This is a genomic window from Psychrobacter sp. NPDC077938 (genome assembly GCF_044542635.1).
Lineage (GTDB): Bacteria > Pseudomonadota > Gammaproteobacteria > Pseudomonadales > Moraxellaceae > Psychrobacter.
In genome coordinates this window covers 86,254-109,425 of sequence record NZ_JBITUW010000004.1, presented here as the reverse complement: position 1 = coordinate 109,425, position 23,172 = coordinate 86,254, and the positions used below count along the sequence as shown (strand labels likewise).

Sequence of the window (23,172 nt, the reverse complement as noted above, 5' to 3'; positions counted from 1 at the left end):
ATGTCTTCTAACCCGCAATATCGTTTTTCACGTCAAAGCCATCATTTGGGTCAAGGTCATGCACCGACACTATGGCAACGTATTCATATCGACCCATGGCTAACTTTACTGTTATTGACGGTTTGTTGCATTGGTCTGACGATTCTATACAGCGCCGCCAGCCAAGATATTGGTATGGTCATTCGCCAAATGGTCAGCTATGGGGTGGCATTTGCTGTAATGTTTACCATGGCGCAGATACCGCCCAGTCTCTATCGTACTTTTACGCCCATATTTTATGTCTTAGGGCTTATATTATTGGTATTGGTAGATATTATCGGTGAAGTACGTATGGGTGCTCAGCGCTGGATCAATTTGCCTGGGTTCGGTAGTGTGCAGCCTTCAGAGTTTATGAAGCTGGGTATGCCAATGATGTGTGCTTGGTTTTTATCTAAGCGTGATTTGCCACCGTCAGCGTCTAGCATTGCTATTACCTTGGCATTAATCATTGTACCGGTGCTATTGATTGCTAAAGAGCCAGATCTTGGTACATCACTACTGGTCGCTGCTAGTGGCATATTTGTGCTTTTCTTAGCGGGCCTTTCATGGCGATTGATTTCTGCTGCTGTAATTTTAGCTGTACCATTTATTGCTTTTGCTTGGAACTTTTTACTCCACGACTATCAGCGTACACGGGTATTGACACTCCTTAATCCTGAAGCAGATGTACAAGGCGCTGGATGGAACATCATTCAATCGAAGACAGCCATTGGTTCTGGTGGTCTCACTGGAAAAGGCTATCTAGAAGGCACACAATCACACCTACATTTTCTGCCAGAAGGCCATACTGATTTTATTATTGCCGCCTTCTCCGAGGAGTTTGGTTTACTCGGTGTAATGCTACTGATGTTCATTTACTTCTGCCTTTTGTCACGCGCCCTATATATCGCTTTCACCCATCCTGACGTTTACAGCAGATTGTTGGCTGGTGCTATTGCTATGTCTTTCTTTGTTTATATATTCGTCAATGTCGGCATGGTTGGCGGTATTTTGCCTGTCGTAGGTGTTCCACTACCATTCATTAGTTATGGTGGTACGGCTATCGTGACTCTGATGGCAGGATTTGGCTTACTCATGTCTATCCATACACATAAATCTGGCTAACTGGGATAAGGTATTTTCTGTATAAATAATCTTTCGAGTAAGTCCTTGTAATAATTGTGGTAGTACCATTGAGATAAATTGTTTTGTACTACTAATGATTTGATAAAAGACAATGAGCCATAATGCGAAGAAGAGTTTTATTCTTAGCGCTATGGCTTTTTTATTTTAATGATCTTCATATAATTTATGTTCGTATAGATAATAATAGTTACAAATCTGAAATAATTGTTCGTTTTAGCGCCCATTATTTTTACTAGAAAATTGACGTAATTTCCGATATTAGTTAACCACCTATAAGTTCAGAAAGATTTTATTCCTTGTTTTTTACAAAAAATTGCGTTAACCTCGTTTTACTGTACTCTGATACATAACCCGTACATAGCTACTAATAAACTTTGCATTTAAATATATTTAGGTTGTAGCGTAGCCGTATAGTTAGCATCTTGTAGATTCCAGACTTTCAAATACACTACTTAATTAACGGTTTGATAACAAAGCGATACGCGATGTCCTCTGAACCTTTTATTAACGTAGCATTCTAAAGAAGTTTGTATATCACACATCATGTAAATACGACATATAGTGACATTGTCACTCAGTCCTGATTTTGGACTTTGTATTCAATGCTTATCGCTAACTATCATTTAAGCGTATCGTCAGTCACTTTAGCTCTATTTCTGCTGAACACTGATGATAATGAAATGAAAAATTACCATATATTAATATCTATAAGAGCCACGTATTAATCAATATGAAAACAATAGATTAATGCCATGCTCAATCTAAAATATTTAGAGTTAGGTTTTGATGTATAAGTTATAGAGGTATTTATGAACAAGCGTTTATCTGGTTTACTTACAATGTCAGCAATGTTATTTGCTGGCTCTGCAGTCGCTACCAATGCAAATGCTGTAGAAGCAAAGACCACACTTGCTATGATTTCGCAAGATAACGCCTCCCACATTGACCGTGTACTTGGTGAATTAAGCCGTCAACATGATGGTGCATCAAGTTTGGTAAAGTCAGCTCGTCAGCCGACTTCATTGGCACTTAGCAGCTCATTGTTAGCCAATGATACGACACAAGTCACCAATGATGAAGACGTACTAGAGCGCTTAACAGCTGTTGCCTCTAACTCTGTCAGCAAATTTAAGCAAACTGGCCTTGCGTCTTGGTATGGTCGTAAGTTTCATGGTCGCAAGACTGCTAGTGGCGAAACTTTTGATATGAACGGCTTAACTGCAGCGCATCGCTCATTACCATTGAACTGTTATGTCAAAGTTACTAACAAGACCAATGGCAAAAGTGTCGTGGTAAAAGTGAACGATCGTGGCCCATTCCATGGTAACCGTGTTTTAGATTTATCTTATGGTGCTGCTAAAAAACTCGGTATTACGAGTAAAGGCGTGGGTAACGTTGCTATTGAGCGTGTTGCAGGACCTTAATTTTATGTATCGGTTTTAGAGACCAATAATATTGCTAGCCCATATAGCAAAAAAAGCCTAACTAATAATTAGTTAGGCTTTTTTTATGGTTTATATTTATCGCTCTAGGCTAATAGTAGCGACTAAGCTACTCAAAACGAAGTACTATTAGTTCTATATACCTTATAACTCAAATGCGCTTTCGATAGCATCATCAAGTCGTTCAACAGCAATCACATTGATACCCTTAAACTGAGGCGCATCCTTAGCAGGTGCATTGGCCTTTGGAATGATGGCATGCTTAAACCCATGCTTCATCGCTTCCTTCAGGCGCTCTTGTCCATTAGGTACTGGGCGTATCTCGCCCGATAGACCAACTTCGCCGAATACGGCTAATGAAGATGGTAATGCTCTCTCTTTAATACTTGAAGCACAGGCCAACAGTACGGCCAAATCAGACCCTGTCTCTATGACTTTGACACCACCAACGACGTTGACATAGACATCTTGTCCACTGGTATGTATTCCGCCGTGACGATGCATCACTGCTAGTAACATGGATAAACGTTGGAAATCTAGACCCAACGCCATCCTTCTAGGCGAACCTTGTGAATCATCGACCAAGGCTTGCACTTCTACTAACAATGGCCTTGTACCTTCACGACTGACCATCACCACAGATCCAGCAACAGGTTTATCGTAACGACTTAAAAATATCGCTGATGGATTAGCGACTTCTTTGAGCCCCATATCAGTCATACCAAAGATGCCCAGTTCATTAACCGCACCAAAGCGATTCTTGACCGCACGAATCATACGAAAACGCGAGTCAGACTGGCCTTCAAAATAAAGTACGGTATCAACCATATGCTCCAATACTCGCGGACCTGCTAACGTACCTTCTTTGGTTACATGTCCTACTAAAAACAGCGCTGTCCCTGTTTGCTTAGCATAGCGAGTCAAAATCGCAGCAGACTCTCTAATCTGACTGACACCACCTGGTGCAGAGTTAATAGCGTCCGTATAGATAGTCTGAATAGAATCAATAATAGCAATGGCTGGCTGCTCTTGCGTTAATGCAGCACAGATAGTTTCTACGTTAGTTTCGGCCAGTACACGCAGTCTATCAGCAGGCAAGTCTAAACGTTTGGCTCGCATGGCCACCTGTGCAAGTGACTCTTCACCCGTCACGTATAACGCACTACCTGCTAGTGAATCAGCACGTGCCATATTTGTCGCTGTTTGCAGCAAGATCGTTGATTTACCAATACCTGGATCACCACCGATTAACACCACAGAACCTGCCACTAGTCCACCGCCGAGTACGCGATCGAACTCACTGATACCGGTTGGTAGGCGCGTGTCGAGCGTCACACTTACTGCATTAAGCGGCATGACAGCACTGTGAGTACCAGAGTAGTTACCAGCTGGCGCACTGGTACCACGAGTAGCAGCTCGTGCGTTATTGGGCTTCGCGGTGCTTTTATTGTGATGTGGCATGCTGACATTTGGGGCTTCAACCAAGCTATTCCATTCCCCGCAATCCGTACACTGCCCAGCCCATTTACCAAAATGCGCACCGCAATGCTGACAGACATAGCTGCTTTTATTTTTTGCCATAGCTTATAAGCCTTATTCAGAGGATCAATCGAGAATAATGAAGAAAGTATTGTCACGCTTTATAAGCGCTGATTCAAAAATATTTGTTATGATAAGTCAGCCATTGGTTTTGCAAGCTGTACTTGAAAGAGGATGATGTTAATTGTAGAGATATTAATTGTAGATATAAATAGTAACTGGCTTACAGGCTCTATATAGAATAGTGTTAACCAGATCTATTAGTTAATCAGAAAATACAAAACTGTTGGTATAAATTTTACGCAGCGTTTGGAAAGCAGAGTGCATAGAAAGTAAGGAAAATCCATACCAGCATAACTCTACTTTAACGGCACCTTTTTGTTTTGAGCGCACTATATAAAATAGAGTATGAGATAAGCAACTTAACGTTCTAACTTATACTTGGAAGTCTTTACCTAGATAAACAGATTTTACTAAATCATTTTCTAACACTTCAGCCGAAGTGCCTTCTGCAATGATAGCGCCTTCTGATACGATATAAGCCTTTTCGCAAATAGCTAATGTATCTCGAACATTATGATCAGTGATTAAAACACCAATGCCGCGATTTTTTAACGTCAAAATAACGTCTTTGATATCGCCGACAGAGATAGGATCTACCCCCGCAAAAGGTTCATCCAATAAGATAAACTTAGGATCAGCGGCCAATGCTCGCGCGATCTCACAGCGTCGACGCTCACCGCCTGACACGCTCATACCCTGAGACTTGCGCACATGTTCTAAATGGAACTCGCCAATCAACTTTTCAAGTTCTTGCTGCTGTTCAGCTTTACTTAATTCTGTGCGAGTCTGTAAAATAGCTAAGATATTGTCTTCAATAGATAATTTACGAAAGATTGATGCCTCTTGCGGTAGATAGCCGATACCTGCACGCGCTCGCTCGTGCATTGCGTATTTAGATAAATCCATTTTACCTAGCGTAACACGGCCTTTATCCATATTGACCAGTCCCACCACCATATAGAAGCTAGTCGTTTTACCAGCACCATTAGGCCCCAACAGTCCAACGACTTGACCCTGTTCGACAGAAAACGACACGTCTTTGACCACCCAACGCTTTCCATAGCGCTTGCCTAAATTCTGCATAGTCAATCGAGCGACAGGCGCCGTATTGGTGTTTGATGCCGATAGGTCTAGATTTTTATCATCGCTCATAACTTACTCTTACTTTCACAAAATTTAAGCATTGCTAAAGGCAGACTTATTTACTCATAGCCTGTTTATTTAGATTAACGTACGCCACTTTGGTTTGTACCATTGTTAGGCGGGAATACCAGTTCAACGCGCTGATTGCCACCAGCAGTCGCTTCAACATCACCTGCTTTTAGGCTATAACGGATAACATTACCAGCGAAGCTTGCACCATTTTGAACCAGTTTTGCATTGCCAGTTAGCGTAATAATCCCAGACACTGCGTTGTAGTCAATCTTATTAGCCTGCCCTTTTGCCAAGCCCTTTTCTTGCGTGACTACTTGCTGCATAGTCGCTGGACGGCCAGTTGCTACCGCTGAGTTAATGCTACGCTGCTGAGATAGATTGACCGTGATGTTATCGGCCGTCATCTTAAACGTACCTTGAGTAATAATGACATTACCTGCATAACTGGTCACGCCAGTACGCTCACTATAAGTGGCTTTATCCGCTAGTAATTTGATCTGCTGATTAGAATCTGATGGCAGTGCGTGACTATATAGCGGTAGCGCCAATAACATCACCATTGGCAGTGCGCGCAATTTGTGCAAGCAGAGTGATGATGCGCGTAAAGTAGGCAAAAATTTAAGTTTCATATAAATAACTCATTTCATAATAGGTGGTAGGATTTGCAAACTTTATGCTAGCTGCTATTTTTTAACACAGTAAATAAGAAAGACTTTGACTAAAATAATGCTTTATCTTGGCGTTCAGATGGAGAAAAGGCAACAGCAACTTGGCCAAATTCGTACTCACCCGTTTCAAGATTGGCAGTCATACTAGAGGCTTCAAATCGATTCATGCCTTGTTCGATTTTCACAGGCGCATCACTGTATACTTTGCCTGATTTCGTATTACCTTTTAGCGTACTACCAGTCACTTTTATCGGTTCGATATCAGGGGTACTCTTATTGCCTTCGCTCACCAGTGTAAATCCACCTGATAAACTAAGCTCCCCTGTCTGTTGACTAATGGCTGCACTTCCCGCTTGAATACGATAGCGTTGCTCTGCAGATGGCTCCCAATTCATGGTAATGCCTGACATTTCATCCTGATTGGTCTCAGGATTATGTGTCAAAGATTCAGCAGTAAGCTCGTATTCGGTTTCGCCTTGCTCATTGGTCTGTACGGCTTTAATATCGGTGGCTTCGTAATCGACATCTGTCGTTTCAATGTTGACTGGCGGCGTTACGTCGCCTTGCTGCTGAAAAAACCAACCCGCGATACCGGCAATAATTAAGGCTAATACAATTAAGAAACGTGTATTCACGACTGTTTATCCTGAGTTTGCGCCTCATCAAGCGTGTAATGCGCGATAAAGTCTTGATAATGTCCATGACCTTTTAAGATAAGATCACATATCTCGCGCACTGCACCAGTACCGCCAGCACGAGTCGTTACCATATCGCTACGCTTGATAACTTCAGCATGCGCATTAGGTACGGTTGCTGCAAATCCTACTGTTTGCATCGCCTTAATGTCTGGTAAATCATCGCCCATATAGGCACAGTCGGCAGCAGTAATATTCAAAGCAGGATCTAGAGACGATAGTAGCTCGTTTAGCGCAACAAGCTTATCATCACGGCCTTGCACCACATGTTTGACGCCCATTTCTGCTGCGCGCTTATTCACCATTGCACTACTACGACCGGTAATAATGGCTGTCAAAATACCGTAACGGGCTAAAGACTTAACACCCACACCATCCTGTACTGAGAACGCTTTGGTCTCAACACTATTGGCATCATAGATAATTTGACCATTGGATAAAATACCATCGACATCCATGACCAATAGTTTTACTTGTCCGGCTTTCTGTATCAAGTCCTGCATTATTTGTCTCTTTTTAATATTTATTTTCGAAGCGTTATTCTATATAGCTTAACTATTTCAACGGCAACTCACAAACCTTATTTGACCCCAGCTTGTAGCAAATCATGCACGGTAATAATAGCTTCTAAACGATCTTCATCATCGATAATCAATAACTGGCTAATACCACTTTCATTCATGACACTTAGCGCATCTGACGCACGAATCGTTTTACTGATATGGCGTGGATTGCTAACCATTACTTCATGCATTGGCGTTTGTAGGTCGATGCCTTTTTCTAACCCTCGGCGCAAGTCACCATCTGTGAATACCCCGACGACCTTATTGTCATCATCAGTCACTACTGTCATGCCCAATCGTCCGGCAGACATAGTAAACAAAGCTTGTTGCAATGGGGCTTGCTGATGAATCAAAGGCAAGTCTTCTGAGTTGGTATGCATCAAATCTTCAACACGCGTTAATAGCTGACGACCCAGGGCACCAGCAGGATGCGATAATGCAAAATCTTCAGAAGTAAAATTACGTGCATGTACTAAAGCAACCGCTAACGCATCTCCAAGCGCTAAAGTAGCCGTCGTACTGGAGGTAGGCGCTAGATTAAGTGGACAAGCCTCCTGCGACTGACCAAGCGTTAATACAATGTCAGCTGCTCGTGGCAACATACCGCGCTTATCACGACTGATACTGATGAGAGGGATATTTAGATGTTTGACAACTGGCAGTAGCATCTTGATTTCATCTGACTCACCTGAGTTTGAAATAGCAAGCAGCACATCACCCTTTACCAGCATACCCAAGTCGCCATGCCCTGCTTCACCAGGATGCATAAAAAAAGCAGGCGTACCAGTTGAGGCAAAGGTCGCTGCAATCTTGCGTCCAATTAGCCCTGACTTACCCATGCCCGTGACTACCACTCGACCCTTACAAGTCAAAATGATGTCACATGCTTGTGCAAATCTGTCGTCAATCTGCTCTGTTAGCAGTGCTAACGCAGATATCTCTGTGTTAATGGCCTCGATAGCAGTGGTAATAAATTGCTCATGGGTTAAGTTGTTTTTGGTATCACTCATGAATCCGCTCTATTTTTATAATGAATCAATACGCTATTTTACTACACTATGTTTCATATTAGTAATGGTCTACAAAATCTACACTAATATAGTGCTTTATACTGAATAAAGAGCTTGCTGCTATTTATACAAAAAAAACCCACTATTATCAGCAGGTTTTAAACGAATAAATCATGTCTTAATGTTTTTTCAGACAACAAGCTCGATTAATTCAATACGTTAGCTATTGCTATCATTAGAACCGTCGTTTGGCTTATCTTCAAAGCCTGCATTATCTGCCGTGGCATCAAACCCACGATCTTGGCCGAAGCCACCACGCTCAAACCCGCGCTCTTGACCTTGACCGAAACTACCTCGTTCAAAACCACGATCCTGACCTTGGCTAAAACCACCACGATTAAATCCACTACGACTCGATGCAAATCCGCGCTCTTCAAAGCCGCCAGCAGCAGGGTTGCTACCACGTTCAAAGCCACCGCCTTGATATCCAGTCGGTGCTGCGCTCTGAGGCTGAGCACTTGTACCTGTCGTTGTGCTACTACGTGGGTTACGTGCTGGCACGACTGTTGAAATGGCATGCTTATATACCATTTGGCTCACTGTGTTTTTTAAGAGAACGACATATTGATCAAATGATTCAATTTGGCCTTGTAATTTAATACCATTTACCAAAAAAATAGAGACAGGAATGCGGTCTTTGCGCAGCGAGTTCAAGAACGGATCTTGTAAAGTTTGTCCTTTTGACATGAAATCTCTCCTAAATATTATATAGTTATGTTTTGAGTGCCAATTATTTTAAGTGTTAATTTAATTATAATGGCTAAAAGGTAGATACAATAAGGTGTTTTCTTTATAAAACGTATCTAAATAAATATTCGTTGCTCTTAAGTGATTCCACTTTATCGCGAATACGTTATTATTGTAAATAATTAAGTAACTAGTTGTTTCGTTAATGATTTCTGCCTACAAAAGTTCATAAACCAGACAACATAACAGTGCTCAACGCACTGAGCTAAATTATAACAGCTATCTATGTCAATTTTTGAAACTAATTGTGTTAGCTATCATTGCGCCTTAAGACAAGTACTCTCGTGCTTCGGCCATGGTTTCAAACGTTTGTAATATCATACGACTGCTAGCATCAGTCCCACTCTCAGGTTCTGCTATGCCATTTGATGATGCGCTAGGCAATTGCATTACCTTTCTTAGCCATGTGTACTGACGTTTTGCTAGCTGCCTTGTAGCATATAATGCCTTATTTTGCATTTCCTGACAAGCAAGCGCCTTGGTCTCTTGGTTAGCCATGTTTGGTTGAGCAGCTGACTGAGCAACATTATCTGAGATTTCTTTTTCTCCGTTGACAGCTGTATGCTTTCCAAAAGCTTCATAAAATTGAGCTTTATCTAGATGAGTCTCATCAAATATCGGATGATCAATATGCACCAAGTATTCTAGTACTTGCCTGTAGCCTACACAGCGCATCGAAGGCATATTAGGCGTGAGCGGATACTTTTTTAGTAAGTCTATGACTTCAGTCACTAGCCCTTCATTCCACATGATATCTAGACGTTGTTCGATACGATTATGTAGCCATGGGCGATCTGGCATTACCGATAGCGCATGCCATTGCTGATTCGGATTATGTGCCAATGCTTGCTTTGGCTTGCGCTGCCAGTCACTTATTGGAATATTTGTTTGTAGATAAACTTCAACTGCTCGCGTGATACGCTGAGTATCAGTAGCATTCAAACGCTCATGACTTATAGGGTCTATACTCTCTAAATAATCATATAGAGCGCTAATACCTTTCTCTTGACGCCACTGCTCTACGCGCGCCCGTACGCTGTCATCGCTATCGGGCACAGGAGACAACCCATCGAGTAGCGCCATGTAATACATCATGGTGCCGCCTACTAATAATGGTATCTTGCCATTTCTATGACATTCGTCAATAAGACGGGCAACGTCACTGACAAACTCAGCCACGCTATAGCTTTGCATAGGATCAATGATATCGACCAAATGATGTGGATAACGCGCCAACTCAGCCGCTGTTGGCTTGGCTGTGCCAATGTTCATGTCACGATATATCAGCGCTGAGTCCACAGAAATTAATTCAAAACGACCTGTATCGTATAGCTCGTACGCCAGTGACGTCTTGCCGCTAGCAGTTGGTGCCATAAGACAAACCACGCTATTATCCGCCAGCTTGTGAGAGATGCTATCAGACGAATGTTGCATAAAGTGGCCTTTCATAATATATGGATAACTCAGATATCGATTGGTTTAATTGCTTTAAGATGTTGTAATTATTTTCAGATATTCAGGATAGCATTAGCTTTACTAAGTAGTGACTGTCTATCGCTTTAATAGCATTGTTCATAATTATTTCAGTAAGATCATTCACGAAAACCATTGAATCTTGCGCAGACATTTGCGCATTGACCGTTGTAAGTTGCTGATTAACCTCAGTAGCACTATTTGGCAATCTATCTTTTTTGAATACTTGCTGACTAGAGGTAAGTGATTCAAATAACTGGCTTAGTTTAAGCTGCCAGTCTTTAGCACTTATCAATACACACTGCCCTTGGTGATAAAATAATAGCCAAGGTAGACTTCTATCATCTGTGCTTGAGTCAATACCAACAGCTTCTAAATCGTTAATAATATCTAAGCAAATTAGTAAAGAGACAGAAGTAGCTGCTACAACGGAATAATGTGACGAGCTGTTGTTACTTTGGTCTGACCGCTCATTGATATGAGATTGCACTGACTCTTGCAATAAAGGATTATTTGAAGATGATTGGTTTGCAGTAGTCTGATAAGACTGTCTAGTAGATTCTACTTGATTATTCTGCCTTCGGTTATTGCTAGACTGACTACTCGAGATGGGTATTTCAGACAAACGACTTATAGGAACATCATTACTTGCCCGTTCCGCAGATTTGTATTGGCTGTCAGCGTCTATCGTAGGTATAAATGTAGACTCAGACCCAAACTTAGCTACATCAATCGTTTTCAACTGCGTACGAACTGTATGGCCTAAGTGCGCCATAATATTATTCAATGGACTGATTTTGATACGTTGTTTAGATGGATGTACATTGATATTCAACCATTGCGTTGGTAAATCAAAATACAGTGCATACCCCATACCTGCTAGCTGCGCACCTTGTGCCAGTTGACGTATCTGATTGCTAATCAATGCTTCTTTTACCAGTCTGCCATTTACATAAATCAGTTTGGGTAAGTCAGATTTGTCATGATGTAGCGGCCATAACCAACCACTAATCGCTGCCTGATTAACATTGCTATCATCGTACCATACAGACGACTGCACCAGACTCGACAAATCTATCGATATTGCTAATGCATTGTCTGTCAATGCCATACCCGTTGCTTGCTCCAACCGCGGCAGTGGCAAGCGACTGTTATTATTGTCATTGTTACCACTAATACTCGTAGCACTTGCAGATAATGATAGACGTTGCTTATTGTCATGAAAAAGTGTCAAAGCAACATCGGCACGCGCCAGTGCGACTTCTCGAACGATGGTTTCGATATGACCGAACTCAGTAGCAATAGATTTTAGGTTGCCACGGCGGGCAGGCACGTTAAAATACAAATCTTTTACGACAATCGTGGTACCGCGGTTATGGACAACTGGCAACAGTTTCGGTGTATCATCTAATACGCCAGCGACCTGTAATTGACGGCCAATACCACTCTCATCATGACTACTGGTTAAGGTCAAACGTGAGACAGCAGCCATCGCTGCTAACGCTTCACCGCGAAAACCCAATGTCGTAATACCATGCAAGTTAGCAACGTCAGCAACCTTACTGGTCGCATGTCGGGTAATGGCCATGATCATGTCATCAGGATGAATGCCGACCCCATTATCAACCACTTCAATCAGGCCCATACCGCCTTGAGTGATGCGCACTTCAATATTGGTCGCACCAGCATCGATGGCATTTTCAAGCAGCTCCTTGACCACTGCTGCTGGACGTGTCACCACCTCACCTGCTGCTAATTGATTGATTAGCAGCGGCGATAGTTTTTTAATACGGGTATTAGGATGATTATCTGGCATGGATAGATGTCATATTTTTGGAAAGTAGCGATTGGTGTAATTTAGATATCCGTTTAGATGATAAGTTGCGATAGATCTAAACCCTGCGCTTGACCTGCCTTTGACAACCTCAACTGCACTTGGCGAGCTTCAGTGTCGTTATCATCGCTTACACTTTGAGTCATATCGATGAATAACGTAGGCGGCGGAAGATAGCTATCAGCGCGGCTAGCCCATTCAATAATAACTAACGCTTCAGGCTCATCGAGATACTCGTCAAATCCAATAAAAGACAGTTCTTCTGGATCTTGCAGACGATATAAATCTGCATGATAAACTGGCTTGATCGAACCATCATTTCGTTGAATACTGTAGGGCTCAACCAAGGTATAAGTTGGACTTTTCACTGCACCTGTATGACCAAGCGCTTGTAACCAATAACGCGTTAGTGTCGTTTTACCAGCGCCCAAGTCACCTGCCAGCCACACGCTACCTGTCAGCGGCAGTGTCGCTAACTGCTCAGCCAATGATTGAGTGTCTTGCTCAGAATTGAGTATCAGAGTCTTTAAGTATTTGCTATTTTCTATAGATTGACTATCATACATCAGACTGAACCTGCTCTGTCTGTACCTGCATGGTTACAATTGGATTGGTAAAGCTTTCACCGCGTATCAGCTTGGCATATAGCTCAGAGTCAGTCCACTCAGCACGAACCTGCTCACTGAATTCAAAATCTTCTAGAACTAGTTTACCCATTTGATCGTTTGCAACATCGTCGGCAAAACACTGCGCATACCCTGTCGCCGTCTCGTGAGCAATTACTGAGTACACACTGACATCTGCTTCACCGTTTTGCATTTGTGTCTGACGTAGTATTTCTTGTGCCCAAAAAAATATCACTCGTGAAAACTGCTCTGCCGATGGCGAAACTGGTAGGCTGATCCAACGTGCGCTAAATTTCTTACACGCTGCGACATATTCAGGATCATCTTTGTTCCAAAAACAAATGGCATGATCAAAGCTATCAATAATGTCTTTGATGGAAGATTTTAGCAAACCAAAATCATAAACCATTTGCCCATGGTCTAAACGAGTGGCCTCAAGGATCAGCTCAATCTGATAGCTGTGGCCATGAATCGAGTGCTTACAACGCTCAGAACTACAGTTACGAACGATGTGAGCATTTTCAAATTTGAACAGTTTACGAATACGCATAATAATTTGACCAAAACAGTAAGCACTATGGTGCTAAATGTTAATAAATAAGAGTTTGCCGCGTTTATGAATCGGTTTATGGTTCATTATAGCAAATCGCCATGTATCCGTAAGTAAGCACTTATTAATACAATGATTGATTGAACGAATCAATTGATAGATTAGGACTAACCGTATTGGAGTTTCTCGTCATTCTGCGCAGAGAACACTTAGCGAAAACCATAAACGATTTGAATGATACTTGAATCGTAGACGAATTGTGCAAGCGCTATCTATTACTAAAGCTTAAGCCTATACTCTATTCAATAAACAGCTATGTTAGCTGTATTCACACTGTCTTGAATTCGCTTAACTTGGCGTAATGAGTAGTGTGCTGTAAAAAAGGAAACGATGATGAGCAAAGGTCAAGACAGCAAGAAGAACGTTAAGAAAAAGCCCCTTTTGACTGCTAAAGAAAAGAAAGCTGCCAAACAAGCCAAGAAAGACGACAACGGTAGCATCTTAGGCAAACATTAATAATAAATACATCAATATGCCAATCTGACCTAACCGTTTGATTGGTATTTTTTTGGTTCGTCATTGACTTTTAGCTAAGCACTGTCTTTAATTAAGCTTAGGTTTTTATTAAGCTCCGCGCGGCGCAAACATAATAATCGCCATTCCTAATAGTGCAACTATCGAACCCACTATGTCCCACATAGTTGGCCTTATACCATTGACCGTCCACAACCATAAAATCGCCATACATATATAAACACCACCATATGCAGCATAAACCCTGCCTGCAGCAGTCGGATGTAATGACAGCAGCCAAACAAATGCGACCAAACTCAGCGCACCAGGTATCAGTAGCCAGATTGACTTGCCTTCTCGCAGCCATAGATAAGGCAGATAACATCCTGTAATCTCAGCCAATGCAGTAAGCGCAAATAGCCCAACCGTCTTTAATTCTGTCAAAAATCACTACTCCTCGTCTAATACTCTTCTAACCCGATAAAACCAGTCAGGTATTGTACGGCATTCCCCAAAATAATCACTCTATCTCTGTCACCTCTTATAAAAGGCTATTTTGTCTAACATTACAGTCAAAATCACAGTAAAATCTATCATAACAAACAAACCTCTTAGATAACCATCTATCGAGGCCATACCGACATTGTCAATAGGAAGTTAGCATCATGATGCGTATTGGATTATTTTTATTAACCAACTTAGCAGTGATTGTGGTATTTAGCATTGTGTTTGGTATTTTATCGAGGTTTTTTGGAATCGGTGGTGTACATACTGCAGGCGGGCTTAATTATATTAGCCTTGCCATTATGTGTGGTATCTACGGTATGGTCGGCTCGATAGTGTCGCTATTTATATCAAAGTGGATGGCTAAAAGATCCACTGGTACGGTAGTCATAGAATCGCCATGCACCGCTACTGAGCAATGGTTAGTTGATACAGTCGCCAAACAAGCACGAGCCGTAAATATCGGTATGCCTGAGGTTGGTATTTTTAATAATTCGCAGCCAAATGCCTTTGCGACTGGTTGGAATAAAAATAAAGCACTGGTAGCGGTTTCGTCTGGTCTACTACAAAGTATGAATCAAGATGAAGTCGAAGCCGTATTGGCACATGAGATTGGCCATGTGGCGAACGGTGATATGGTAACCCTCGCCCTCATTCAAGGCGTGGTCAACGCGTTTGTGATGTTCTTTGCACGTATTGTTGGTAGTTTCGTTGACCGTACTGTGTTTAAAAATACCAGTGATCGTCCAGGTATTGGGTACTTTATCACCAGTATTATGATGGATATCTTGCTTGGGTTTTTGGCGTCTGCCATCGTGATGTGGTTCTCACGCTTACGTGAGTTTCGTGCGGATCAAATGGGCGCAAAACTTGCCAGCCGCGAAAAAATGATCAGTGCGCTTGACGCATTGCGTCCTTCTGCACAGCGACCAGATCAAATGCCTGAGAGTATGAAAGCGTTTGCGATCTCATCAGGACAAACTCAAGGCTTTAGTATTGCCAATCTATTCCGCTCACACCCTACGCTTGATGACCGTATTGCAGCGTTGAGAAATTATAATCCTAATGAAGCATAATAGAAAAATCTTCAAATATTGCAGACATAATCTTTAGATTGAATGGGATATTTATAAATTTTGGTTTAACACAGTCAAAATTGCGGTTTGAAGAATTTAGGTCTGATATAGTTGTTAGACTTAAATGGTACTTAGAACGTACCCTACTAAGTTGTATCACCAACTATTAAAAGGTATTTTTGATACGCTAATATCAACTCCTTCCATACCTTCATTCATTAATAGTTGCTCTATAGATTTTAAACATCTATGAGAATTAGGATTAGGGCCAATACAAATTTGTTTTATTATGTCTGGATACTCTTTAATTACAGGTAATACTAAAAACGGCACAATATGAGACTTTGATACTCGGTACTCAATATTTCTGGAAGGATTTCTAGAGACTAAGCGCCATTCTGACTCTTCATAGAAACTAGAATGCTTAATTAATGGTGCGCAGTCATTGATTTTTTCACATAGGTTACTTAACGCCTTTTCTGTTCTTAACTTACTTTCTCCACTTAGAACATTTTTACGTTGAGGAAAATCAAATTCTACTTTTTCTTTGGATGAAAGTTCATTGTACTCACTACGCATTAAAGCTCGCTTCGGAAATTGATTTAGGCATTCGTTAGTCGCATCCAGAATCATCTTTTTTTGATCTTCCTCATTATATATACACTGCTCTAGTTTGAAGCCGTTTTCTTCACAGTATTCTTTTAACAACTTTTGATCAAAACCTATTGAAACACCCGCACCTTGAGGGCAGTAACCTCGCCATTGGCTTAAGAGATCGTTCTTCTCACTGAAGCTAGATACAAACACCTTATGCTTAATCATATTTTCTAGAGAGTCTCTTATAACCCATCCAAATCCTGCAAGATAGTCATCTTCCATGTAAATATGACTTGAGTAATTCTTTGCAAAAGATAATGCATGGATGAACTCACTGGAATCGTTTAAAAACTCGCAATGACTGGCCCAAATAGATTTACCAGTAATCATACCAATCAAGCCCTGCAAACTAGTGTAGTGATAAAGAGTGCTCACTTTTATAGATTCTCCATAATAATATTAGAACAGATAAGAGTAGCCGTAGTCCGCCAAGCGCACCAAGAAAGCATATATAAACGTAATAGATAGTAACAAGAACGCGATGACACCGCTAGCCCTGGCAGTAGCTGCTAGGTTGTAAAGATTTGCCGAGTAAGGGTGGCCTAATAGCAGCAATCTGTCTCGATATTAGCTGCTGCCCTAGCAAATTGGTAGACAATAATGGTTAGCAGAACCCCTCCTACTTCTTCATCAAATTACAGTAAAAACCCAGACGTAAAAAAGCCTGTCTCTAGTAGACAGGCTTTTCTAAATCAAACTCGCTAATTAAATATCAAACTCAAGCGCTCTATCACCTTCGCTATCTTTGATACGCGTTGGCAGACCAATCTTATTTAATAGATTGATAAATGGCTTAGCATCTAGCTCTTCGACGTTGACCATCTTGCCTGCATCCCATTCGCCAGTCGCGACTAGTATCGCAGCAGCAACGGGTGGCACGCCTGCGGTATACGAGATACCTTGGCTACCAACTTCATTGTAAGCATCTTTATGATCTGAGACGTTATAGATAAACACTTCAGTCTCAACACCATTAATCTTGCCTTTAACTTTATCACCGATACAGGTCTTGCCTGTATAGTTCGGTGCAAGTGAGCTTGGATCTGGTAGTACTGCTTTAACGACTTTTAGTGGTACAACTTCTTGACCTTCAGCAGTCATTACTGGCTGCTCAGACAATAAACCTAAGCTCTGTAGGACAGTGAAGACATTGATGTAGTGCTCACCAAAGCCCATCCAAAAGCGAATGTTTGGTACATCTAGATTGGCTGACAATGAATGCACTTCATCATGACCGCTTAGATAGCTGTTTTGTACACCCACAACTGGCAAATCGTCCGTACGTTTGACTTCAAACATTTTGTTAGACTGCCACTTGCTGTCTTGCCAAGAGTAAACCGTACCGGTGAACTCACGGAAGTTAATCTCTGGGTCAAAGTTGGTCGCAAAGTATTTGCCATGGCTGCCCGCATTGATATCAATAATATCGATATCCGTCACAGATCCTGCATCCATCATGTCATAGCCAAGACGCGCGTAGGCATTGACCATACCGGGATCAAATCCTGCACCTAAAATGGCCGTAACATTGTTGTCTGCACAGCGCTCTTTACGTTGCCACTCATAGTTGTTGTACCACGGCGGTGTCTCACAAATCTTACGTGGATCTTCATGAATAGCCGTATCTATGTAGGCAGTACCTGTCTCAATGCAGGCTTCTAGTACGGTCATATTGATAAATGCCGAACCAACATTGATGACTATTTGTATTCCAGTGTCTTGTATCAGCTGCACGAGTGCTTGGCTATCCATCGCATCGACTTGATGCGTATGCAAGACCGCAGCCTGCTTAAAGCTGTCTTTTTCTTTTACACTTTGGGCGATGGCATCGCATTTGTCTTTTGTACGTGAGGCGATATGAATCTCACCCAGTACATCATTGTGCATCGCACATTTATGCGCGACCACTTGAGCGACACCGCCTGCTCCGATGATCAGTACGTCTTTTTTGTTGGGCTTAGCTTGTTGGTTTGTGTTCAATGAACAATCCTCCTTTGTGTCCCTGTCGATACCATTGATAGCGGCTATGCAAAACAGAAACGAGTGAATGATATGCGTGAATTAAAAAGGAAGACCGAGGAAAACCCACGCACCCGTCGGGCAAATAATACTCCATTATTTGCCCGACGCGATTATAACAATTTTTATTCCCTTATCGGTAAAAAATAATGTATCAATAGCAGATACCTTAAAATCACCCATTATTAAGACTAAGCCTTTGTTTTCTAATGTAGAAAAGTCTTGAAAATATCGCGTTAAGACAAGCTGGCTTTATAATCTTGATAATCAAACTCACGCTGGATATCGATACTGCCATCTAATCGGCGGATGACTATCGCTGGCATGTTGACACCATTGAACCAGTTTTTCTTAACCATCGTATAACCAGCAGCATTACCAAAGGCAATCTGATCGCCTATCTGAAGATTACTCGGTAATGCATATTCACCAAAGATATCACCTGCCAAACAAGAACGACCATAAATAATGGTATGGTCTGCCGATTCGGCATTTGCTTCAGACGGTGCAGCTTCTGCTGGATTACCAGTAGGTGCAATATTGATAGCAGTATTATTGATCGCAGCAATCGGTGCTGACTCACGATAAATCAGTAAATCAAGCATATGCGCTTCAATAGAAGCATCAACGACTGCTAGGTTTTTTTCGTTATGCATGGTATCTAGCACAGTAGTCACCAACGTACCTGCACCATGGATACTTGCCTCACCTGGCTCAAGATACACTTGCACGCCATAGTTTTCGCTAAAGGCTTTCAAACGTGCAGCTAGCTTCTCTAATGGATAATCAGGCGCGATAAAGTGGATACCGCCGCCTAAGCTTACCCACTCTAATTGCTCAAGGATATCGCCAAATCTGTTTTCAATATCTGCCAGACTTTCGCTAAAGGCTTCAAAACTGTCATTCTCGCAATTGTTGTGAATCATAACGCCAGTGATATCACCAAGTACCGCTGCGATTTTATCTTTATCATGCTCACCAAGACGGCTAAATGGACGGGCAGGATCAGCGATCAAAAAAGATGAGTTGCTGGTCTTTGGATTGAGTCGTAGACCTACGGGTATATTTTGCACGGCGGCTTGCGATTTAAAAGCGTTGAGCTGTGAGATTGAGTTAAAAATTATTTTATCCGCATAATTCAGTACTTCAGGGATTTCGTCTGCACTATAGGCGACGCTATAAGCATGCGTTTCTTTTTTATCTTGGCTACTGGCATCATCGTTATTACCAAAGGTCTCATAGCCCAATCTGACTTCGTTAAGTGAAGACGAAGTCGTACCATGAAGATAAGGCTGCATTACATCAAAAACACCCCATGTGGCAAAGCATTTTAGTGCTAACAATGCTTTTGCACCAGACAGCTCACATAGTCTTGCGATGATTTTCATATTGGCGACGATGGCCGCTTCATCAAGCACGTAGTAAGGCGTTAGTGGCAATGTCGCGTTGATAGAATTCTCTAGATTTTTTGCATTCATAATAGATTACCTAATAGACACTCTGCTGTTGCTATCTTGACAGACAGATATAAATATTTGCGCTATAGTAGACTAAATTCATCATAATTAGAATATCTTATGGCACTCTCAACCGATTATTCCACCTCAGCCAGTCGATCCCATTCATCACAATTGGATCCGAAAAACATAGATTTGACTTATCTAGATCCTGATGCGCGTGCCGTGTTGGATTTTTGGTTTGATAAAAACAATGAAGCTTACTGGTTTGAACGAAACGATCGTTTTGATAAGCAGATACAAGATAAGTTTGGCGACATTTGGCATGCAGCAAAGCAAGGCGAATGTGTCACTTGGCGTATCGCAGAGTCTTCATTAGATGGTAATAGCTCAATAACGGCATTGGCAGGACGCTTGGCAGAAATTATTGTGCTGGATCAGTTTTCACGCAATTTATGTCGCGGACAAGCAAGTGCATTTGCGCAAGACGGTATGGCGTTAGCACTCGCCCAAGAAGCCATTCAACAACCTTATTTTGATACTCTACCGATGCAATGGCGTAGGTTTATTATCATACCGTTTATGCACTCTGAATCGGCCATGATTCATAAGCGTTATCTACCGCTATTTGAACAATTAGATGATGCAAACACATTAGATTTTGAACATCGTCACAAACAAATCATCGATCAATTCGGGCGATACCCACATCGCAACGAGGTACTAAAGCGCGACTCAACCGAAGATGAAAAAAACTTTTTAAAACAGCCTAATTCATCGTTTTAGGCCACATTCCTAGTATTGCACGAAGATAATTAAAGTTATTACACAAAAAATTATCACATAAAAGGAAGGTCTGAATCATATCACTGGTTCAGACCTTATTTTTTACGACAAATATTTAGAGAGTATTAAATACTTGTTAGTAATTTACCTTACCAGTAGTAAACGTAAATGACTGCTGCTCTAATACTTTATCGTCAATCAAAATATCAAAGCTGACCTTATATTCGCTATTACCATAAAGTCCACAATTACCACCTTTATTACTACCTGATTCACAGCTCTTGAGCGCATCCGTTAATGGCAAAATAAATGCTTCATTCGCTGGCAATGCATAATTCGTACCTTTGTACGGATCATTGTCAGAATCAAGCAGTTGAATCGGCAAATCTATATTACGCTGCACATCTCGGAATTTAACGTTACTCACTTTAACTTTATCAGCGGATGGCATGTTGATATAAACCGGCTGTCCGATAGGATCAGTACGCAAATTGCGCCCAGAGCCTCTGACTGGATTTGGGGTTTCGTTATAAAGTGCAGTGACTGTCCCCGTCACATCTTGACATGGGTACGTAAAAACACCTTCAAGCGTTTTATTTGTCGTGGTTTTTGTTCCTGCAGCATTGCTTACCAAAACATAGCCTTTGTTGTTAGCAGCATTTTTACCACTAGGCGTATAGGTAACCATTCCTGTTCCTACTACGCCTGAGGTTGGCAACATTAAAGAGCGTAGATGATAAGGCGCTGACAACAACGACTTTGCCATAGAACTTGCCACGGCTTCTGTACTCAAAAAATTGCCTGCCGAACTGTAATAGACAGACTGGGCAATGTTTTCAGTGACACCATATTGAGAGTTGCCATAGTCTGCATTGATCAATCGATCTGCCATATCTAACCCACTGAAAAAAGGATTATTAGAACCTGTCACACTAGCAATATCACTGATTTCATTTTCAAAATGCGCGTTAAAGCTGGTCGGCGAGCTATTGGCAAATACATGTTTAATATAATTTGCGTGCTGAATAGCAATATCATCTAGTTCTGTATCAACGGATAGACCATTTAGACCACAACTAGTTCTTGCCAAACTAAACTGATTATTCGCACTTAATGCTGCTTGTACATTATTATCAGCTGACCCACTGCCATCAACGTTAGGAGTACCATCGCTTGGCTCGTCACCTTGTTCAGTTGGTGTCGCTATAATCGGAGCGGAAATAATAGGTTCCGACGTTGTTGGCTGGGCTGTTTCATCGTTTTGGGAATTGTCTGGTGTATTAGCAGATGTAGAACTGCTGTCAGAATCACCGCCTCCGCCGCAAGCGCTGAGAAATATGGTTAAAAATAGCACTGCCGCAAGATTTTTCTGAGAAGTATAAGAGGTCATCGCTCATCCTATAAAATAATAACCTGTTTGTGAAAAGCAATGAGAGTCAAAATCAGTTACAGGGTAGTTAGTGATTGATTTAACAGTGTTTTATTTCAATATAATGTCTATTGTATTACAAGTTATGAACTTTTGCTCATTATTTTGTAAAAAAACCTGCTACTCGCTGATCGCAAGTAACAGGTTTCTTTTTAGGACTATAAATCAACACTATGCTTAGGCTATTATTAAGGCAAAGATATCATCTATGCAGTACGATTCTTTTGTATCCGCTATACAGTCACTTGTTTATAATCACTGTATTTCTAGCGCTTTTCTCACTGGTGCAAAACTACGTCTATGCGTTGGCAAGACACCATATTTTTCGATTGCTTCGATGTGCGCGCGCGTTGGATATCCTTTGTGTTTGGCAATACTGTATTCCGGATATTGAGTATCGAGTGCATACATCGATTCATCACGACTTACTTTTGCCAATATACTGGCCGCTGCAATACTAGTATGGCGTGCATCGCCTTTTACCCATGCTTGACAATCAATCGCAGATGGCGCTACCTCTAACTTTTTAAAACTATCATAGTTCAAATCAGGGCAACGATTTCCATCAAATAGCGCTTCGATCTTTAATTGATTGAGCGACGTGTTTTTAACATTTCCAGTAGTCGAGAATGTTTCAAAAATCACTTCTAGCAATGATTCAGTACATAAGCGCATACCAAGCATCGTTGCTTGCAAGATGTTCACTTGGTCGATCACTGCTGCTGGTATATCAGCGATGATATAACCGATAGCATGCTGCTGAACCAATGGATAAAGGATATCGCGCTTTTTTTCACTCAGTTGTTTGGAGTCTGTCAGTATCGACAACGGCGTGTCTTTGAGCGGTTGTTCCTCAATCAATCCTGACCAAATCGCAGGTAATATTGCCGCGGCAATATTGACGCTGCCTAGTAATGGCCCACGTCCTGCTTCATCAACGCCGATTTGTAGTATTGACTGATCTGTCCCTTGGTTACCATAACTGAGATATTGAGTAAGCAACTCAGCGGTATTCAATTGCCCATATAAACGTATGGGCGCTGCTAACTGAATATATTGTCCTTTGACATCAATGTGCTCAATATTGATGTCAATTATTTGAACTGAGCTTTCTGTATGTTGGTTGATATGCATAATATTAG

General features: G+C 41.5%; 21 protein-coding genes and 1 pseudogene. 5 read left to right on the top strand and 17 right to left on the bottom strand.

Translation table 11 applies throughout. From position 1 onward, the window contains the following. The gene (rodA, locus tag ACIGBM_RS08380) at nt 1-1,143 is read left to right on the top strand and encodes a rod shape-determining protein RodA (protein ID WP_057760433.1); all 1,143 of its coding nucleotides are present in this window, start codon (nt 1-3) and stop codon (nt 1,141-1,143) included. 1,103 nt (nt 1,144-2,246) lie between these two features. After that, nucleotides 2,247-2,588, top strand: a pseudogene (locus ACIGBM_RS08375) (septal ring lytic transglycosylase RlpA family protein); the annotation flags it as partial. Between the two features lie 162 nt (nt 2,589-2,750). On the opposite strand, the gene radA reads toward ACIGBM_RS08375, so the two are convergent. From radA to ACIGBM_RS08320, 11 genes are all read right to left on the bottom strand, one after another. Next, on the bottom strand, nt 2,751-4,187 hold the full coding sequence (gene radA, locus ACIGBM_RS08370; RefSeq protein WP_102094543.1) for a DNA repair protein RadA: 1,437 nt from the start codon (nt 4,185-4,187) through the stop codon (nt 2,751-2,753). Between the two features lie 393 nt (nt 4,188-4,580). Then, the gene (lptB, locus tag ACIGBM_RS08365) at nt 4,581-5,291 is read right to left on the bottom strand and encodes an LPS export ABC transporter ATP-binding protein (RefSeq protein ID WP_379544987.1); all 711 of its coding nucleotides are present in this window, start codon (nt 5,289-5,291) and stop codon (nt 4,581-4,583) included. 143 nt (nt 5,292-5,434) lie between these two features. Beyond that, the gene (gene lptA / locus ACIGBM_RS08360; RefSeq protein ID WP_057760441.1) at nt 5,435-5,992 is read right to left on the bottom strand and encodes a lipopolysaccharide transport periplasmic protein LptA; all 558 of its coding nucleotides are present in this window, start codon (nt 5,990-5,992) and stop codon (nt 5,435-5,437) included. An 89-nt stretch (nt 5,993-6,081) separates the two neighbouring features. Beyond that, on the bottom strand, nt 6,082-6,666 hold the full coding sequence (gene lptC / locus ACIGBM_RS08355; RefSeq protein ID WP_397477423.1) for an LPS export ABC transporter periplasmic protein LptC: 585 nt from the start codon (nt 6,664-6,666) through the stop codon (nt 6,082-6,084). After that, complete coding sequence (locus ACIGBM_RS08350; protein WP_397477422.1) at nt 6,663-7,229, bottom strand: KdsC family phosphatase; 567 nt, start codon at nt 7,227-7,229, stop codon at nt 6,663-6,665. The genes lptC and ACIGBM_RS08350 overlap by 4 nt, the downstream gene beginning before the upstream one ends. 77 nt (nt 7,230-7,306) lie before the next feature. After that, complete coding sequence (locus ACIGBM_RS08345; RefSeq protein ID WP_397477421.1) at nt 7,307-8,299, bottom strand: SIS domain-containing protein; 993 nt, start codon at nt 8,297-8,299, stop codon at nt 7,307-7,309. A 219-nt stretch (nt 8,300-8,518) separates the two neighbouring features. Then, the gene (gene hfq, locus ACIGBM_RS08340) at nt 8,519-9,046 is read right to left on the bottom strand and encodes an RNA chaperone Hfq (protein WP_397477420.1); all 528 of its coding nucleotides are present in this window, start codon (nt 9,044-9,046) and stop codon (nt 8,519-8,521) included. 327 nt (nt 9,047-9,373) lie between these two features. Next, nucleotides 9,374-10,540: a tRNA (adenosine(37)-N6)-dimethylallyltransferase MiaA gene (gene miaA, locus ACIGBM_RS08335; RefSeq protein ID WP_397477419.1), complete on the bottom strand. Its 1,167-nt coding sequence runs from the start codon at nt 10,538-10,540 to the stop codon at nt 9,374-9,376. Between the two features lie 82 nt (nt 10,541-10,622). After that, the gene (gene mutL / locus ACIGBM_RS08330; protein ID WP_397477418.1) at nt 10,623-12,395 is read right to left on the bottom strand and encodes a DNA mismatch repair endonuclease MutL; all 1,773 of its coding nucleotides are present in this window, start codon (nt 12,393-12,395) and stop codon (nt 10,623-10,625) included. A gap of 53 nt (nt 12,396-12,448) precedes the next feature. Beyond that, nucleotides 12,449-12,979 (bottom strand): tRNA (adenosine(37)-N6)-threonylcarbamoyltransferase complex ATPase subunit type 1 TsaE, encoded by a 531-nt coding sequence (gene tsaE / locus ACIGBM_RS08325; protein WP_397477417.1) that lies wholly within the window; start codon nt 12,977-12,979, stop codon nt 12,449-12,451. After that, entirely contained in the window at nt 12,972-13,589 is a 618-nt protein-coding gene (locus ACIGBM_RS08320) for a 6-pyruvoyl trahydropterin synthase family protein (protein ID WP_397477416.1), read from the bottom strand. Before ACIGBM_RS08320 ends, tsaE begins: the two co-directional genes overlap by 8 nt. 393 nt (nt 13,590-13,982) lie before the next feature. On the opposite strand from ACIGBM_RS08320, the gene ACIGBM_RS08315 reads away from it, so the two are divergent. Then, nucleotides 13,983-14,105 (top strand): hypothetical protein, encoded by a 123-nt coding sequence (locus ACIGBM_RS08315; RefSeq protein ID WP_021815223.1) that lies wholly within the window; start codon nt 13,983-13,985, stop codon nt 14,103-14,105. A gap of 108 nt (nt 14,106-14,213) precedes the next feature. Here the strand turns inward: ACIGBM_RS08315 and ACIGBM_RS08310 are convergent, their stop codons facing one another. Continuing rightward, a complete protein-coding gene (locus tag ACIGBM_RS08310) occupies nt 14,214-14,546 on the bottom strand; it encodes a YnfA family protein (protein WP_397477415.1) in 333 nt (110 codons plus the stop codon). 221 nt (nt 14,547-14,767) lie between these two features. Here ACIGBM_RS08310 and htpX point away from each other — a divergent pair, with 221 nt between their 5' ends. Further along, nucleotides 14,768-15,682 carry a protease HtpX gene (gene htpX / locus ACIGBM_RS08305; RefSeq protein ID WP_397477414.1) on the top strand — a complete coding sequence of 305 codons (915 nt, stop codon included), beginning with the start codon at nt 14,768-14,770 and terminating at the stop codon, nt 15,680-15,682. Nucleotides 15,683-15,838: 156 nt separating this feature from the next. On the opposite strand, the gene ACIGBM_RS08300 is transcribed toward htpX, so the two are convergent. From ACIGBM_RS08300 to ACIGBM_RS08290, 3 genes are all read right to left on the bottom strand, one after another. Next, nucleotides 15,839-16,669: a DUF2971 domain-containing protein gene (locus ACIGBM_RS08300; RefSeq protein WP_397477413.1), complete on the bottom strand. Its 831-nt coding sequence runs from the start codon at nt 16,667-16,669 to the stop codon at nt 15,839-15,841. A 375-nt stretch (nt 16,670-17,044) separates the two neighbouring features. Continuing rightward, the gene (locus tag ACIGBM_RS08295) at nt 17,045-18,319 is read right to left on the bottom strand and encodes a saccharopine dehydrogenase family protein (RefSeq protein ID WP_102091503.1); all 1,275 of its coding nucleotides are present in this window, start codon (nt 18,317-18,319) and stop codon (nt 17,045-17,047) included. A 275-nt stretch (nt 18,320-18,594) separates the two neighbouring features. Next, nucleotides 18,595-19,836 carry a carboxynorspermidine decarboxylase gene (locus ACIGBM_RS08290; RefSeq protein ID WP_397477412.1) on the bottom strand — a complete coding sequence of 414 codons (1,242 nt, stop codon included), beginning with the start codon at nt 19,834-19,836 and terminating at the stop codon, nt 18,595-18,597. 99 nt (nt 19,837-19,935) lie between these two features. On the opposite strand from ACIGBM_RS08290, the gene ACIGBM_RS08285 reads away from it, so the two are divergent. After that, a complete protein-coding gene (locus ACIGBM_RS08285; RefSeq protein ID WP_397477411.1) occupies nt 19,936-20,601 on the top strand; it encodes a DUF924 family protein in 666 nt (221 codons plus the stop codon). Between the two features lie 136 nt (nt 20,602-20,737). Here the strand turns inward: ACIGBM_RS08285 and ACIGBM_RS08280 are convergent, their stop codons facing one another. Together ACIGBM_RS08280 and ACIGBM_RS08275 are read right to left on the bottom strand one after the other, a co-directional pair. Further along, nucleotides 20,738-21,991 (bottom strand): CAP domain-containing protein, encoded by a 1,254-nt coding sequence (locus ACIGBM_RS08280; protein WP_397477410.1) that lies wholly within the window; start codon nt 21,989-21,991, stop codon nt 20,738-20,740. 294 nt (nt 21,992-22,285) lie between these two features. Next, the gene (locus ACIGBM_RS08275; protein ID WP_397477409.1) at nt 22,286-23,164 is read right to left on the bottom strand and encodes a ribonuclease HII; all 879 of its coding nucleotides are present in this window, start codon (nt 23,162-23,164) and stop codon (nt 22,286-22,288) included. Between the last annotated feature and the right edge of the window lie 8 nt (nt 23,165-23,172).

Excerpts from the sequence above, each read along its gene's own strand:
- rodA (WP_057760433.1), top strand. The coding sequence starts at position 1 with ATGTCTTCTAACCCGCAATATCGTTTTTCACGTCAAAGCCATCATTTG.
- radA (WP_102094543.1), bottom strand. The coding sequence starts at position 4,187 with ATGGCAAAAAATAAAAGCAGCTATGTCTGTCAGCATTGCGGTGCGCAT.
- lptB (WP_379544987.1), bottom strand. The coding sequence starts at position 5,291 with ATGCAGAATTTAGGCAAGCGCTATGGAAAGCGTTGGGTGGTCAAAGAC.
- lptA (WP_057760441.1), bottom strand. The coding sequence starts at position 5,992 with ATGAAACTTAAATTTTTGCCTACTTTACGCGCATCATCACTCTGCTTG.
- ACIGBM_RS08350 (WP_397477422.1), bottom strand. The coding sequence starts at position 7,229 with ATGCAGGACTTGATACAGAAAGCCGGACAAGTAAAACTATTGGTCATG.
- ACIGBM_RS08345 (WP_397477421.1), bottom strand. The coding sequence starts at position 8,299 with ATGAGTGATACCAAAAACAACTTAACCCATGAGCAATTTATTACCACT.
- hfq (WP_397477420.1), bottom strand. The coding sequence starts at position 9,046 with ATGTCAAAAGGACAAACTTTACAAGATCCGTTCTTGAACTCGCTGCGC.
- miaA (WP_397477419.1), bottom strand. The coding sequence starts at position 10,540 with ATGCAACATTCGTCTGATAGCATCTCTCACAAGCTGGCGGATAATAGC.
- mutL (WP_397477418.1), bottom strand. The coding sequence starts at position 12,395 with ATGCCAGATAATCATCCTAATACCCGTATTAAAAAACTATCGCCGCTG.
- tsaE (WP_397477417.1), bottom strand. The coding sequence starts at position 12,979 with ATGTATGATAGTCAATCTATAGAAAATAGCAAATACTTAAAGACTCTG.
- ACIGBM_RS08320 (WP_397477416.1), bottom strand. The coding sequence starts at position 13,589 with ATGCGTATTCGTAAACTGTTCAAATTTGAAAATGCTCACATCGTTCGT.
- ACIGBM_RS08315 (WP_021815223.1), top strand. The coding sequence starts at position 13,983 with ATGAGCAAAGGTCAAGACAGCAAGAAGAACGTTAAGAAAAAGCCCCTT.
- htpX (WP_397477414.1), top strand. The coding sequence starts at position 14,768 with ATGATGCGTATTGGATTATTTTTATTAACCAACTTAGCAGTGATTGTG.
- ACIGBM_RS08300 (WP_397477413.1), bottom strand. The coding sequence starts at position 16,669 with ATGATTACTGGTAAATCTATTTGGGCCAGTCATTGCGAGTTTTTAAAC.
- ACIGBM_RS08290 (WP_397477412.1), bottom strand. The coding sequence starts at position 19,836 with ATGAATGCAAAAAATCTAGAGAATTCTATCAACGCGACATTGCCACTA.
- ACIGBM_RS08285 (WP_397477411.1), top strand. The coding sequence starts at position 19,936 with ATGGCACTCTCAACCGATTATTCCACCTCAGCCAGTCGATCCCATTCA.
- ACIGBM_RS08280 (WP_397477410.1), bottom strand. The coding sequence starts at position 21,991 with ATGACCTCTTATACTTCTCAGAAAAATCTTGCGGCAGTGCTATTTTTA.
- ACIGBM_RS08275 (WP_397477409.1), bottom strand. The coding sequence starts at position 23,164 with ATGCATATCAACCAACATACAGAAAGCTCAGTTCAAATAATTGACATC.